Genomic DNA, 15,772 nt, shown 5'->3' with positions numbered 1-15,772 from the left:
TAAGCAGGCTTTCAATCAAAAGATTATCTTGTAATAAATAAAAGCCACTTTTCTCTAGAAAGAAAAGTGGCTTTTTGTCAGATGAAAGCTTGTTAAAGCTTAGCTATCTTGCTTCGACTGCAACTGAACTTGAGTGATCAGCTTTTTATTTGAGTCGAACATTTCGGTCAGATAATCGTTATAACTTGAACCCAATTCTGAGTAACCTTTCAAGTCAGTGATTAACTGGCGAGAGTCGAGTTGTTGCTGCGTCATTCTTTGCTGTGCTCTTGAGGAGCGCAATGAATTATAGGCGCGGTGCGTATTAAGATTACGCATATAAGCAATCACTGAGCCTTCAATATCAGGGTAGGCTGCATAGCCTTTGGTTTTCCCTGGAACGTTATTGCAAGACTGACTCCCACATCGCATACCGAATAGATTGTTATTTTGTTGTGCCAACTTCGATGTTCCCCAGCCAGATTCCGTTGCAGCTTGCGTTGCGACAAAGTGTGTCGGAATAATGTCAACGCGAGTTAATAAAGAATCCCAATTTACTTTTTTCGGGCTGGTACATGTAACACCATAGTATTGACAGATTTCACGCAATTTTTTCAAATCTGCGCTGCCCCAGTGCTGGGCTTTACGTTGAGCGGTTAACCACTCACGATCTCTCAAAATCTTATTATTAACATTGTCAATAATAGGAACTATGACATTTAAAAACGCTTTCTTACGCTGTGTTCCCGAAGGGTATTTTTTCAAATCTGGCAACGGTGTTGACGTGCTTTTGAAAGAATACGCCTGCAGCATCTGGGAACTGCCGGTACTGGTTGAAGCAAAGCTTACACCAGTAAATAGTAGTGAAATCAAGAAAGCGAAGACGGCACTTGTCCTCATCAATTGAGAGGGCATTGCTTCTCCTCGTTTAACTGGATAAAAATCGAACGAATACTAGCAAATTACTTTTTTCATATCTACAAAATATCGTCTCACATTAGGATAACTACGAGTGATTTGTTAAATAAATGTATAAGATTTACTGGAAAGCCTCGTTTTATAATCGCTTTTTTCCTTTAACAAAAAGTGCTTTTTTATCGTAAACTTAAATTTATCTTATGACAAAAGCGGTGACTTAACCTAAATTTAGTAAAATTAAGCGTTTTTAATGTGTCAATTTTGTTTGTTATTTAGTCAATTTTTGTTGTTTTTGGTCTAGTTTTATTATCAATTTCACGCGCTTTTTCTGTTAAATCAGTGAAATCCGCTTCACGCCAGTAGGTTTTAGGGTGCGGTAAATTTCCCATTTCCTTTGTTGGCCAAAGCTGAAATTCTGCTAATTGTTCTAAAACGTAACCAGAATAAGCACTAGGTAAAGTGAGGTAGTGAGGGGCTGTTATTTCCTCAAAAGGTAACACCGGATACCGTTGGTCTGAGATATGATAATCACGCAGTAAAACTAAGAATTTATCGGGGACTCGTTGCTGACTATCCCACCATTGTCCATCAATCACATCAAACCATTGTTGCGTTAATTGGCGGGGTTGAGCCTCTAACTGATAAAGTGCGGAAGGAATAATGCCCTGCATTGATTGATTATATTGCTCAAGGCTGGTGGCATGACCCTTTAAAATAAGTGTAAGAGAAAGCCTTGCTCCAATTAAATTGGAATAGAGATCTTCGGGTGAAAATGCAGAGATACCTTCTGAAAAACCGGGTACAGAGCGAAAACCATACCATTGTGCAATTTCATGCCATACCGCAAGGCGATAACCGAGGTGTGCAGCAAGATAGGCACTTAAGGTATAACGTTCTAATTCATTTTTAGGTGGTGTGAATGCATTAAAGCGGATTTTACGTTGTGCCAACTCATCACTTAACGTTAGCGTCCACTCTTGTCCTAATTTTGGATAGATATGGCTAAAGAGATAATAAGTGTAATCCGCGGTATCACGAATATGGGCGATATCAAGAAATCCCCCTTTATGAGAATAAATTAAGCCTGATTTTTCACTTCCTAAGCCCAATACTGCGCCTGTACCTAGCCAAAAACTATCGTTATAACGATGATTACCCAATGCTGAGGCCTCAACAACGTTATCAATACGATAGAACGGAATAGGGATTTCAAACGCTTTAACTTTTAAGTCGTAACCAAAGGCACAACAAGGTCTTAAGCCATTGGGTGCCGTTAACGGTTCGGGTGTTTGCCAAAGTTGTGTTGCTTCTTCGTGGGTAACACTATCAAGATTGGCGTGTAGAGATTTAACAGGTATGACTTGAGTGCAACCTGCAATAAATAAGAAGAAGACAATGGTGTTGATAAAAAGAAACCGCTTAAACATCAAAATGCTTCACCTACTTGAAAATAGAATCCTGTACTTTCTTTACCTATACCAAAATCGAGACGTACATTCATACGTGGTTTAAATTCAAATCGATAACCCACACCAACACTCGGTAGCCAATGACCTTTACCTAAATCACGCGCTTGGTCGCTTAACGTACCACCACCAACCCAAAGTGCAATGCCATGACGCCAATCGAGTTTTTGGCGGTACTCTAATTGAGTTGAAAATACGTGATTATCTTGATATCGCCCTTCGTAATAGCCTCGCATTTGCTGTCCATTACTCAGTTTAGATAATTGGCTCCAAGGCACATCACCTGATGTGAAACGGGCATAATTATCAAATGCTAATACCGCATTATCACTTAAGGGATAATAGTAGTTATATTGTATCTGTGTCGCATTAAAACGATTATTACTGCCCGTATCTGGTGAGTAATGGGTATAGCTGATATCAAAAGCCTGACCTTGATAAGCGTTCGGTAAAAAATCGCGACTATCGTAAGTAAATCGAACTGTTATTCCTGAACTAGTTGAACGCAAAGGTAAATCACGTGCCTTCATATAGTCTTTAAAGGGATTATCTGGGGCAGCGGCTTGTAGGTTGGAGTAATCCCACCCTAATCCTATATAGGTGTTTTTGGTAATTTGGCGCAGTAACGTGGGCGTTAGACGCAATTCTTGAGAGCGAAATTCGCCGAAATGATCTTTTACACGTCCTTCGTGATAACCCTCACCCCAATAATTGGTAGGGACATTATTTAATGTTCCTGTGAGATAAAAGCGCCAAGTATCATCAGCCAGATAAGTGTAGTTGTTAAAGTTCATGCCAAAAGCACCGGTTGATGAACCAAAGCCACTTAATGAGAGAGACGAGATTTTGCTATCAGGGCGACTATCGGCTTGATAAAGACCAACAAGGGCGATGCCTACACCCAATTCTAGCTCTGGCGTATAAAATGGGCCTGGTAATACGCCCCAGTCGATAGTTTTACTGCGGTCAAAGTTATTTTCTCCCCCTAATCCAACTAGCCATTGGTCTATTTGTTGTCTATCGGGGAAGAGTTGTGCTTGTGCTGTATGCGAAATAAATAGGCTGGCAAATGCCAGCCCAAAAATAAAAGGGTATTTAACCATTAAAAACGGAACTCACCTGAAACAAAGAAGCTATTACGGTTGTTGAAACCAAGCTCAGTGATCACATTAAAATTACGAGTCACTTCTAAACGAGCACCCACAGTTTGGTTCCATTTATGAGCAAGATGCTGTTCAACATCGAATTTCATATTAGGATCACCCATTGCTTCAATAAAACCAGCAAAATCTGGTGGGAGATTTAATCCATTAATATCTCCTTTAAAGCGTTGGGTAATATCTTGGTACATCGCACCTGTCCAAACTTGTAATTTAGTATTACCTTGACCTGATATTAAAGGCTCAAAAACAAACTCATAACCCACTCGAGGTGAGATTATTAACGCTTTAATATCACCGTCTAAAATATCTAAATTAGTTTTTGTGTAGTTTAAGTCAAAAGTAGTAAAAAATTGGTTATAACCACCCGCTAAAGTAAAACCAGCACCATAAGTTTTACCTTCAAAATCCAATTTAAACGGCTTATCTTTAAGTAGCCCATCTAATGAGATAGGACCTAAACTACCGCCCGCTAATGTGGTATTGGATGTTCCTTTGGTTTTCCCATACAGTCCATAAACATTTAAAAATGGAAAGACCCAGCTATCAAGTTTCAGCATATGGGTTTCACTTTTTTCACGAGTATGACCAGCATCTATTTTTAGTGCTTTTGCTGTTTCGGGGTTTTCTGGCATGATAAAACCAATTTTATCCACAATAATATCTTGGCGTAGATTCATATAGCTATAGCTAGCGCCAAATGGCTCTGGAATATCATAACCGCGGGCACGAGCTTCATCGCCCCAAATAGGTAAAACACGAGATTGGCTTGCTGGGGTACGAGTATCTAATGAACCTTCATTATTTAAAGCAGTACCACCGGATTGGCTAACACTTAAAGAAAGCATTGGGCGATCGCTATCCGCGTAAGAAAAGCCAGTCGCAAGAAGAGAGGCGGTTAATACCACCTTATTTAAATTGGAAAAGTTCATACATAACCCACAGGAAATTAAAAAAGTAAGTAGTAAAAGAGTAGCGGAAAATTCTAATCTTTTTCTAATTGATGGTCACCAGCTATAAGTGCGATATACAGTAATTGATGCTTGCATTTCGCATTATTATAGTATTATTAAGGGATTATTAAGTTAATATCCCTATTTCTCCTAAGAAAACCTTAATAAAACTAGTCGATTAAAATTATAAAAGAGAATGATAATTCTTCTTTTAATTATTACTGTTTTATTACTCTCCCTATTACTGATGAAATTAACATCGAAATAAGCTATTTCGGTGATAAACCGTTATGATAATAGTTGCTTTATATGGACTCTTTTAATAAAGGAACGTTATGACCTATCAAGAGCTTTATCAGTACGCTATTTTTATGCTATCTCGTCGTGATTACAGTACAAGCGAACTGCAACGTCGTATCGAACGCCGAATTCGCGAAACCGAGAAAGACTCACCGACTGCACCTGAATGCTTACCTCAAGTGATCGAACGTTTGCTTGAAAGCCAGTACCTTGATGACAGTCGCACCATTTATAGTTTTTTTCGTAGTTATTTAAATAAATCCTATGGGCCGTTACGTATTCGCCAAGAGTTACGTCTAAAAGGATTTCCTAGCGAAATTATTGAACGTGTATTAGAAGAAACAGACACTGATTGGTACGCACTCTGCCAAGATCTGAAAGAGAAAAAATTCGGTACAGCTAAACCCAAAGATTTTAAAGAGAGAGCCAAGCAAATTCGTTATCTGCAATATCGTGGGTTTACCTCGGATTATATCAATGCGCTGTTTTAACTTTTTTATTGCAAGATTTTTATGATGAAATTTATCTTAATAATTAAGAAGTTCGTAAATATTCTATTTAATTGTTTATTTACAACTTCTTTTTTATTCTTAATAATATTAAGAAGTTAATTTTATTTATTATTCCAGTAAAATATCATCATCTAATTAATATTAATATGGTGTTTTATTCTCGCTTTGATATTAAATTAAATAGCGATATCGCTCACAAATATAAATAAATGAATATTTAATTATCTTTTTTTGACTAATATATATTGTGATTTATTCAATCATTATATTTAAAAATACTTATTAATAATTATGAGGATTTATTATGAAGAAAAATAAACTTATGGTATTCACTGCAACATTATTATTATCATCAGCGGGTTTTATTTCAACAGCGTCAGCTGATGTGACGTTAAAACATGGTTATATTGATGTCCCTCCGAGCAGAGCTTTCCTTTGTTCAGCAAAAGGGAAAAATTTAAATAAAAATTGTGGTCCAATACAGTATGAACCTCAATCAATTGAAGGGACAAAAGGCTTTCCTAACGATGGACCTGCTGATGGTCAAATTGCTAGTGGTGGAAAAGAGGCTTTTTCTGCTTTAAATGTACAAAGTGCTGATCGCTGGCATAAAGTGGCAATGAAAAGTGGCGAAAATACCTTTAAATGGACATTAACCGCTAAACACAGTACAGCTTCATGGCAATTCTTTATTACCAAACCAGAGTGGGATGTAAATAAGCCACTGACTCGTGCTGATTTTGATTTAACACCATTTTGTCAACAAAATGATAATGGGAAAATACCAACAGAAACCGTAGAATTAAATTGTAATATACCCGAACGTTCAGGTTATCAGGTTATTTTAGGCGTTTGGAATATTGCAGATACAGGCAATGCATTTTATCAAGTCATTGATGCTGATTTTAAAAAATAATCCATTTAACTCAATGTAATAAATTATTTAATATCAATAATTGTATTGTAATTAATCTTATTTATTTTAAGTTATAAATAGATAGTAAATCTGAATTCTAAATTTGGAACAGTGCTAATGTTTTTTATTAAATAAAAACATGACTATTTATTATCGTTATTTAATTAATAGCGCCTTTGCTCGGGCGCTATTTTTATTGATTCTACTAGAAATCCCTCGCTCACAATGCTACTTTCTAATCTATACCTATAATTATTTAGCTTAAAAACCAACATTATTGAGGCGCGATTATGGAAATTTATTTAGATACAGCGGATATCGAAGAAGTCAGAAAACTCTCTCAAGTTCTTCCTATTGCAGGTGTCACCACCAATCCGTCTATTATTGCTAAATCGGCACAAAATATTGAAACGTTACTACCTGAATTAAAAGCAGCTATGGGCGGTAAAGGTCGCGTATTTGCACAGGTCATTGCCAGTGATGTCGATACCATGATTGAAGAAGCATTACGTATCGGAAATATTGCAGATAATACCGTGATTAAAATTCCGGTTACAGAAGCAGGGCTTGTCGCTATTAAACAATTAAAGCAAAAAAATATGCTGGTATTGGGTACTGCTATTTACAGTGTCTCACAAGGATTAATGGCAGCATTAGCTGGCGCGGATTATATTGCCCCTTATGTGCATCGAATGGATAGACAAGGCTCTGATGGTGTAAGAGTGGTAAAAGAATTACAAACTCTGATTACGATGCATAATTTACCCACAAAAATCCTAGCGGCGAGTTTTAAAACACCACGACAAGTTGTCGATTGTTTATTAGCAGGCGCTTCTTCGGTGACATTACCGATTGAGCTTGCTTACTCTATTATTCGTTCTCCGGTTGTAGATGATGCGGTAAATAGATTTGCTGATGATTGGCAAACTGCATTTGATCGTCGCTTTCTTTAGTAGGATCTACTTAGACGTTATATGATCAAGCGCTATTCTATTTATATAGCGCTTAATTGATTTTTATTTGAGATAAGCGTGAATGAGTCTTATTTGAAATATTATTTCATTATTTTTAAATAAAAATAAATAGACAAGTTTTATTGAAATAATCTTCTTTTATTAGTGATTTTAAATAGAGTGATCATCTGCCTATTTTAGCTAATTTTATAGAATTATATTATAGATACATGATTTATAACTATTATTATCTGGGTGGATTATTGACAATATAATAGATAAACGAGTATTAAAATTAAATCCTTTCCTATCATTCTATTTAATCTTTAATTTTTCTAATGAATTTTTTATGGTCATATCAGAAAGTGAAGGTAAACGATTATTGATTTACATCTAATAATAAGCCACCTTTCTGGCAATCTAAATTAAAATCTATTACTATAATCTTAGTCTATAAATGGATTATTAATATAATCTATTTCTTTTTTATTTTGTTGATTGAAATGCTTTTAAAATCAATGTGATAAATTCTGTTTTTAAAAGTGTATTTTATATTTTAATATTTAATTAATTTTTTGTTTTTACTCGGTTTAATTGTTATTACTTTGGCTTTAATAACAAAATAATAAATTGTGACGGGTGTGTTAATTAAAGGGTTTGGTTGTTAAAAATAAACTAAGTATTATTTTGATGGGTTTGTTAACTTATCAAATTAACAGGGAAAACCGATACTCCGCGGTGCAATGATAATTAACATATATAGTTATTATCTTTATTTAGTGATAAATAAATTTCATTTGTGATATTGGAGTAATTATGTGTGAAGAATACATGAGTAAGCCACTCTATCTGTCAATTGCTGATTGGGTTCAAGAGCAAGAACGTTGGGTAAGTGCAAAGGAAATCGCAAAAAAATTCGATATTCCTCAATGCAACGCAATTAATATCGTTTCTTACATTCTTTCTGATGTAAAAGAGATTGAGTGTGAAACGAAAAGTGTTCCTAACCAACTAGAAGGTAGAGGCTGTCAGTGTCAACGGATGATCAAAGTCAGTCATATTGATCCTCAAGTCTATTCACGTTTAAAAGGCCATATTCAAGAAAAAAGTAGTCAAAGTTCTCCTGAAAAATTAGCGGCGATGATCCCTCATGGATTGAACCATGAGCAAAAATGGCAATGGATGTTGTCAAAATCTCAACGTCGCTAATTTACGTGACTTCGTTTCATACTAAACAAATTGAATAATGACGACAGGCGCTCGCAACGCCTGTCGTAGTTTGTTACTGACCTTTCGGCTTTACATCTGTTGTACCACGCAAACGTGGGCGATTAGGTTCTGGTGCAGTTAATGGCGTGGTTTCAACTAAGCTTTGGCGACAACGAACCGCCAAGTCTTGATATTCGCGTGTGTTCATACGCTTCCATTCCATGTCATTATCAGTAATATCCCGCACATGTTTTGCAGGGCTACCAATCAGCATTTGCCGAGGTTGTCCTTGAAAGCCTGCTTTCACAAAGCTCATCGCGGCAACAATACTTTCTTCGCCAATCACTGCACCATCCATAATCACGCTATTCATACCCACTAAACTGTCACGCCCGATAATACAACTATGAAGAATTGCACCGTGTCCAATATGTCCATTTTCTCTAACAATGGTATCCATATCGGTATAACCGTGCATGATACAACCGTCTTGAAGGTTAGCACCTGCTTCAACAATCAAGCGCCCATAATCCCCTCTGAGTGATGCAAATGGGCCGATATAAACACCTGCACCGATAATCACATCACCAATTAATACAGCAGATGGATGAACATAAGCTGTTGGATGAACTACAGGAATAAGACCTTCAAACGCGTAGATACTCATCAGTTTTCCTCTTTGTTGTATTATCGAGATTAACGATAACTACCGGCCTTTCCACTCAGGTGCGCGTTTTTCAGCAAAGGCTAATGGGCCTTCTGTGGCGTCTTCTGAATGTAAAACACTTGGGTAATGTTTTAGCACACCACTGCGCATGAGCTTATAACCCTCTTCAATGGAAAGTTCGCTAGTGGCACGATAAATCTCTTTTAATGCCGCTACAGCCAGTGGGGCACTGTTGGCAATTTGGTCTGCAAGTTCACGTGCGCTGTCCATAAGTTCAGCGGAGCTGACAACACGGTTTGCAATACCCCAACGCAGTGCTTCGTCAGCATTCATGCGACGACCTGTCATCAGCATTTCGTTGACGATAGCGGGTGGTAAACGTTTAGGTAAACGCAGAACACCGCCACTGTCAGGTACAATACCTAACTGCGCTTCAGGCAAAGCAAAAGAAGCATTGTCTGAACACACCATCATGTCGGCGGCGAGTGCTAATTCAAAGCCACCACCAAAAGCATAGCCGTTAACCGCCGCAATGACAGGCTTATCCAGATTGAAAAGCTCAGTTAAACCGGCAAAACCACCAGCACCAAAGTCAGCATCAGGTGCTTCGCCTTCAGCCGCGGCTTTTAAATCCCATCCCGCAGAGAAAAAGCGTTCTCCTGCACCTGTAATAATCGCGACACGTAAGCTTGGATCATCACGAAAACGGAGAAAAACTTCGCCCATTTCATGGCTTGTTTTCGCATCAATAGCATTTGCTTTTGGTCTGTCTAATACAATTTCAAGTACTGAACCACGAGTTGTTAGGTGTAATGACTGGCTCATGTTGTATTCCTTTTCGTCATCAAAAATAAGCATTTATGATTGAGGTTATTAATTTGTGGTTAAACCTACCTATGCCTTATTTCAAATGCTTTTTAATCACTTTTCCTGAGCAGTTACGAGGCAAGCCGTCTCTAAATTCAACTTCAGAAGGGACTTTGAATTTCGCCATATTTTGCTCACAGAAATGGAAGAACTCTTCTTCACTCAAGGTTTCATTTTCAACCAGTACAACAAACGCTTTTATCGCTTCATCACGAATATTGTCAGGTACACCAATTACAGCCACATCTTGAATTTTAGGATGTGAAGAAATGATATTTTCAATCTCAACACAAGAGACATTCTCGCCACCGCGTTTGATCATATTGCAACTGCGATCAACGAAATAGAAAAAGCCTTCATCGTCACGATAACCATAATCGCCAGTATGTAACCAACCATCAGGCTCTAATGCTTTTGCAGTGGCATCAGGTCGGTTGTAATACTCTTTAAAAATGGTTTTCCCGGGTTCGCCTTTTACGCAAATTTCACCTACAACCCCATCAGGGACTTCGTTGTTTTGTTTGTCTCTGATTTGAGCTTGATAGCAGAAACCGGGTCTACCAATTGATGGCCAACGGCGTTTATCGCCAGGTCTGTCACCAATTAAACCTACAATGGTTTCTGTCATGCCATAAGAGGTGAGTAATCGCACGTTAAAGCGTTCAAGGAAGGCATCTTTTTCTTCATCGGCAAGATTGAGATAAAACATCACTTCACGTAATTTGTGCTGCTTTTCTTCTGATGAAACAGGTTGCGCCATTAAGGTTCTCATCATCATTGGAATACATTCCGCGACCGTTGCTTGGTATTTAAGGATCTGTTTCCAAAAGGCTCTGGCACTGTATTTTTCTAACAATACAAAGGTGGCACCCACAGAAAATGCGGCGAGTGATGCTGTGCATTGGCAGTCAATATGAAAAGCTGGCATAACCGTAAGATAAACGTCGTCTTCACGTAGTGCGTTTTGCCATGATGAGTAATAACCCGCAAAGCGTAGGTTATAGTGTGTGATAACTACGCCTTTAGGTTGAGAAGTTGTTCCTGAGGTAAAAAGAATTTCAGCAGTGTCATCCACACTTAATGGTGTGTGATGATTAAGCGTAACAGGGTGCTTGGCTTTCTCTTTTAAAAAGTCGATAACGCCTTTTTCAGCAGGCAGACTGTTTTCTGTTATTAAAAACAGTTGCGTTAAAGGGCATTGTTCATCCTGCAACATAGGTTGGTAAATAGGATAGAAATTATCGCGAGTGACCACGTAATGGGCTTGGCAGTGATTGATTATCCATGCGCTCTCTTCATACATAAAGCGCGCATTAATTGGCACCATAACAGCGCCAATTTTTGCCAAGCCAAACCAGCAAAAGAAAAATTCAGGACAGTTATCAAGATGTAAGGCAACGTGATCGCCTTTTTTTATGCCACCAGCATGAAAAAGATTTGCAGTTCTATTTATCTCTTCATTTAATTCACTGTAGCTAAATTGTCTCACGTGTCCTTGTGCGGATTCAAAAATTAGCGCTGTTTTTGTACCATAAACCTCTGCCAAATCATCCCACATCTGACGTAAGTTTTGTTTGCCAATCACATCCATTAAACTGTTACCCTATTCTTTTGCTGTAAATTCAGACGTGTTTTATGCCTATACAACGCCTGAATTTTACAGTGTTACTTTACGATTTTAGCCAGTCCCTTATCGACCAGCCCCCTGATTTGTTCGTCGCTATAACCGATGTTTTTCAAAATCGCATTAGTGTCCATGCCGTGAGATGGCATTCCACGCCAGATTTTTCCCGGATTATTTTTAAATTTAGGCATTACATTCGGCCCTTTACAGGTTTCGCCATTCATGGTTTGCCATTCGGTAATCGATTCACGCGCGACATATTGCGGATTGTCTTCAAGCTCTGGAATAGTCAGCACTTTAGCGCTGGCAATATTGAGTTCTGAAAGACGTTTAAGTACTTCTGTGATGGGTTGCTTAGCTAACCATTCATCTAATTTGTCTTCAAATAATTGACCATGAGGGCAATTAATACGGTGAATAAGTTGAGTGCCTTCAGGCACTTCAGGTGTACCAAGCAGATGAGCAAGTCCGATATCTTTGAAGATTTCTTGAATTTGAGTGATACCAACAACTTCCATCACGATATAACCATCTTGGCAACGGTAAAGCCCACAGCCTGCATAGTACGGATCTTTCCCTTTTGTCATACGAGGGCAGATTTCGCCGCCATTGAAATAGTCCATCATGAAGTATTGCCCCATACGTAACATCACTTCATACATAGCAATATCAATACTTTCGCCTTTCCCTGTTTGTTGAACTTTATACAGTGCCGCTAACGCAGAAGTGGTTGCGGTCATCCCTGAGAAATAGTCTGCGGTATAAGGGAAGGCAGGCATTGGCTGATCTTTGTCACCGTTTTGAATAAGGTAACCACTGAAAGCCTGAGCAATGGTGTTATAAGCGGGTAAGTTGGTGTATTGCGGATCGCCATACTGACCAAAACCAGATAAATGAGCGATAACTAATTTAGGGTTATGTTCCCATAATACTTCATCCGTAATACCGCGACGTGCAAAGGCTGGACCTTTACTCGCTTCGATAAAGATGTCGGTTGTTTCCATTAATTTTAGGAACGCATCACGACCTTCGTCTTTAAAGATATTTAACGATAGTGCATGAAGATTACGGCGAGAAAGTTGAGGGTAGTGAGGTTGAACGCGAATGGTGTCAGCCCATGCAACGTTTTCAATCCAAATCACTTCAGCTCCCCATTCTGCGAACATTTGTCCTGCGAATGGCCCTGCAATTTCAATTCCTGAAAACACAACACGAACCCCTGAAAGTGGGCCGAATTGTGGCATTGGTAAATGTTCTGTCATAGCGTCACCTCGTAAGTGGTCTGAGTGAAAACTCTCTCATCATTGGATGAGAGAGTTATTCGTGATTAATTAGCGATACTGTTTAAGTACTGAACGTCCTAATGTCAGGATCTGCATTTCATCAGAACCACCAGATACACGGTCAACACGAAGGTCACGCCAGAAACGAGAAATACGGTGCTCGCCAGCAATACCGACACCACCAAGCACTTGCATTGCACTATCAACCACTTCAAACGCCGCATTTGCACAGAAGTATTTACACATAGCTGCATCACCGGAAGTGATTAAGTTGTTGTCACTCTTCCATGCAGTTTCATATAACATGTTGCGCATTGAATTGAGTTTGATCGCCATATGAGCAAATTTTTCTTGAATAAGTTGGAAGCGACCAATTGCTTCACCAAATTGCACACGTTGGTTGGCATAACGCGCTGCATCTTCAAATGCACACATTGCTGTACCGTAGTTAGTAAGAGCCACTAAGAAACGCTCGTGGTCGAACTCTTCTTTCACACGGTTAAAGCCGTTACCTTCACGACCAAACATGTCTTTTTCTTCAAGTTCAACGTTGTCGAAAGTGATTTCACAGCAGCTATCCATACGTAAACCCAGTTTTTCTAACTTGTTTACTTTGATACCCGGTTTGCTCATATCCACAAACCATTCCGTGAAGATAGGTTTATCTGGAGATGCTGAGTCACGGCTCATCACAACAACGTAAGGGGTATAGGCACTACTGGTGATAAAGCATTTGCTACCATTGAGGTAAACTTTGCCATCTTTACGAGTATAAGTAGTTTGTAAGCTACCTACGTCAGAGCCTGCACCGGGTTCTGTGATAGCAGAGTTCCACATCTGTTTACCTGTACCACGGAACGCCATAATTTTATCAATTTGCTCTTGAGTCCCTTCACGCAAGACGGTGTTAAATCCACCCGGTAATTGATAAAGCACGTAAGTTGGCGCACCTAAGCGACCTAATTCCATCCAGATTGCAGCAACAGTAACAAAACCTGCATTTAAGCCACCGTGTTCTTCAGGGATAAGCAAATTGTCAATTTCCATATCCGCTAAGGCTTTGACAAAACGTTCAGGGTATTTACTTTCGCGATCACACTGTGCGAAATAAGCTTCCCAGTTTTCACTGGCCATTAATTCGCGGACACCGTCAACAAACAGTTCCTGCTCATCATTCAATCTAAAATCCATGTTAATAACCTCTTAATATGTCATTCTTTGCGTATAGCGGATCAGTCTTTCCAATGTACTTTGGCATCTTTAATAAAGGACAAGGTGACCATGATATTGACGAAAAATAGTGGGCATCCTCCAGCAATAATGGCGGTTTGAATTGGTTTTAAACCGCCAAGTGCGAGCAGAATGATGCCGATAACACCGACCAGCACAGACCAGCCGATACGCACTAATAAAGGTGGCTCAGAGCCTTCCTTCATAGAGCGACAAGTGGACATTGCTAGTGTGTAAGAACAGGCGTTAATTAAGGTGACAGTGGCAATAAAGCAGAGGATAAAGAAGCCCCACATTGTCGCTGTGCTCAACGGTAATGCCGCCCATGTTTCGATGATTGCGCGAGGTACACCGTATTGTTCAATCAGTTGTGGAATGTTGAGAATGTTTTGGTCAATCAGTTGTAAGGTGTTACCACCAAGGATTGTCCAGATTAACCAAGTCCCTGCGGTTAAACCTGAAACCATCCCTAAACATAATTCACGAACAGTACGGCCTTTAGAGATACGTGCTAAGAAGATACTCATTTGGATGGCATAAATAACCCACCATGCCCAATAGAAGACCGTCCAACCTTGAGGGAATCCACCTTTACCGATTGGGTCTGTATAGAACAGCATACGAGGCATATACATCATCAATGTACCAACAGAGTCTGTGAAGTAATTGACGATAAAGCTCGCACCACCAACGATAAATACCCAACCCAGCATTAAGAAGCTTAGGTAAGTACGAATATCACTGGCGATTTTCACCCCTTTTTGCAGACCGAATGCCACGCAAATTGCGTTTAATAAGATCCAGCAAGTGATAATGATGGCATCTAATTGCAGGGTATGAGGAATACCAAATAAGTATTGAATACATTCAGTCACTAACGGTGTTGCTAAACCAAGGCTAGTCCCCATTGCCAGAATTAAAGCAACAAGATAGAAGTTATCAATAATGGTTCCGACGATCCCATTAACGTGTTTTTCACCGATTAATGGGGTTAAGGTACTACTTGGACGGATAACTTCCATTTTGCGAACAAAGAAGAAGTAAGCGAATGCAACAGAAAGGAAACTATAAGTTGCCCAAGGTAAAGGACCCCAGTGGAACAAGCTGTAAGCAAGACCAATTTCTTTAGCTTGAGTTGAGTAAGCTTCCATCCCAAAAGGAGGGCTTGAAATATAGTAGTATATTTCAATCGAACCCCAGAAGAGGACGGCTGCTGATGTACAAGACGCAAACATCATAAAGATCCAGCTTGCGGTACTAAATTCAGGTTTATCTTCTCCTAGGCGTTTATTGGCATAACGACCGAAGACTAACCAAAACCAACCCCCGAACATAATGACCATGTACCATTCGAAGGCCCAACCCCAGACATTGGTAACATAGCTGAATACGGCATTAATCACTTCATTTGAAGCGTCAAGATCACGTACCGTTAGCCAGCATAAAATACCAACAATGATTAATGGCGGAAAAAAAACCTTCGGTTCTATTCCTGCCTTTTTATTATCTTTGCTCATAGGTAAATTTTCCAAATATATTTAACGCAGAAGTTTAAGTAGTGTTAATTCCTAATATCTAATAAAGCATTTGAGTTTATTTATGAGTATTTCGTCTATTGGTGTTTCATCATAATAGATAAATAAACTTATTGGCTAATCCACAAATCGATTAATGATGATGAATAATGGATATTATAAGAAATCCATTCTGTTATTTACTTCACACTATTCTTTTT

At 38.9% G+C, this 15,772-nt stretch carries 14 protein-coding genes; 4 read left to right on the top strand and 10 right to left on the bottom strand.

What is annotated here, in order from left to right; translation table 11 throughout:
• Positions 1-99 precede the first annotated feature (99 nt).
• The 4 genes from D7029_RS16535 to D7029_RS16520 form a co-directional block, all read right to left on the bottom strand.
• Positions 100-894 (bottom strand): protein bax, encoded by a 795-nt coding sequence (locus D7029_RS16535; RefSeq protein ID WP_194951277.1) that lies wholly within the window; start codon positions 892-894, stop codon positions 100-102.
• Between the two features lie 275 nt (positions 895-1,169).
• Entirely contained in the window at positions 1,170-2,324 is a 1,155-nt protein-coding gene (locus D7029_RS16530) for a DUF4056 domain-containing protein (RefSeq protein WP_194951276.1), read from the bottom strand.
• Positions 2,324-3,466: a BamA/TamA family outer membrane protein gene (locus tag D7029_RS16525; protein ID WP_194951275.1), complete on the bottom strand. Its 1,143-nt coding sequence runs from the start codon at positions 3,464-3,466 to the stop codon at positions 2,324-2,326. The genes D7029_RS16530 and D7029_RS16525 overlap by 1 nt, the downstream gene beginning before the upstream one ends.
• Positions 3,466-4,455: a hypothetical protein gene (locus D7029_RS16520; protein ID WP_194951274.1), complete on the bottom strand. Its 990-nt coding sequence runs from the start codon at positions 4,453-4,455 to the stop codon at positions 3,466-3,468. Before D7029_RS16520 ends, D7029_RS16525 begins: the two co-directional genes overlap by 1 nt.
• 356 nt (positions 4,456-4,811) lie before the next feature.
• Between D7029_RS16520 and D7029_RS16515 the strand changes: the two genes are divergently transcribed.
• The 4 genes from D7029_RS16515 to caiF all read left to right on the top strand — a co-directional run bounded on the left by D7029_RS16515 (position 4,812) and on the right by caiF (position 8,366).
• A complete protein-coding gene (locus D7029_RS16515; RefSeq protein WP_194951273.1) occupies positions 4,812-5,267 on the top strand; it encodes a regulatory protein RecX in 456 nt (151 codons plus the stop codon).
• A gap of 325 nt (positions 5,268-5,592) precedes the next feature.
• Complete coding sequence (locus D7029_RS16510; protein ID WP_194951272.1) at positions 5,593-6,204, top strand: lytic polysaccharide monooxygenase; 612 nt, start codon at positions 5,593-5,595, stop codon at positions 6,202-6,204.
• Between the two features lie 290 nt (positions 6,205-6,494).
• Entirely contained in the window at positions 6,495-7,157 is a 663-nt protein-coding gene (fsa, locus tag D7029_RS16505) for a fructose-6-phosphate aldolase (RefSeq protein WP_194951271.1), read from the top strand.
• 816 nt (positions 7,158-7,973) lie between these two features.
• Positions 7,974-8,366, top strand: coding sequence for a carnitine metabolism transcriptional regulator CaiF (caiF, locus tag D7029_RS16500; protein WP_088494508.1), 393 nt, complete (start codon positions 7,974-7,976; stop codon positions 8,364-8,366).
• A gap of 73 nt (positions 8,367-8,439) precedes the next feature.
• Here caiF and caiE read toward each other — a convergent pair whose 3' ends face one another.
• The 6 genes from caiE to caiT form a co-directional block, all read right to left on the bottom strand.
• A complete protein-coding gene (gene caiE, locus D7029_RS16495) occupies positions 8,440-9,033 on the bottom strand; it encodes a carnitine operon protein CaiE (RefSeq protein WP_165122290.1) in 594 nt (197 codons plus the stop codon).
• Between the two features lie 39 nt (positions 9,034-9,072).
• Positions 9,073-9,858 (bottom strand): crotonobetainyl-CoA hydratase, encoded by a 786-nt coding sequence (gene caiD / locus D7029_RS16490; protein WP_088494510.1) that lies wholly within the window; start codon positions 9,856-9,858, stop codon positions 9,073-9,075.
• 76 nt (positions 9,859-9,934) lie between these two features.
• Positions 9,935-11,491 (bottom strand): crotonobetaine/carnitine-CoA ligase, encoded by a 1,557-nt coding sequence (caiC, locus tag D7029_RS16485; RefSeq protein ID WP_194951270.1) that lies wholly within the window; start codon positions 11,489-11,491, stop codon positions 9,935-9,937.
• A gap of 74 nt (positions 11,492-11,565) precedes the next feature.
• Complete coding sequence (caiB, locus tag D7029_RS16480) at positions 11,566-12,786, bottom strand: L-carnitine CoA-transferase (protein WP_088494512.1); 1,221 nt, start codon at positions 12,784-12,786, stop codon at positions 11,566-11,568.
• Between the two features lie 69 nt (positions 12,787-12,855).
• Positions 12,856-13,998, bottom strand: a complete 1,143-nt coding sequence (gene caiA / locus D7029_RS16475; RefSeq protein ID WP_023582983.1) for a crotonobetainyl-CoA dehydrogenase — start codon at positions 13,996-13,998, stop codon at positions 12,856-12,858.
• Between the two features lie 41 nt (positions 13,999-14,039).
• The gene (gene caiT / locus D7029_RS16470; RefSeq protein ID WP_194951269.1) at positions 14,040-15,554 is read right to left on the bottom strand and encodes an L-carnitine/gamma-butyrobetaine antiporter; all 1,515 of its coding nucleotides are present in this window, start codon (positions 15,552-15,554) and stop codon (positions 14,040-14,042) included.
• Positions 15,555-15,772 lie beyond the last annotated feature (218 nt).

Source organism: Proteus vulgaris, assembly GCF_016647575.1.
Taxonomy (GTDB): domain Bacteria; phylum Pseudomonadota; class Gammaproteobacteria; order Enterobacterales; family Enterobacteriaceae; genus Proteus; species Proteus mirabilis_B.
Note: the sequence above shows the minus strand (reverse complement) of the source record. Positions and strands in the feature narration are given on the sequence as shown.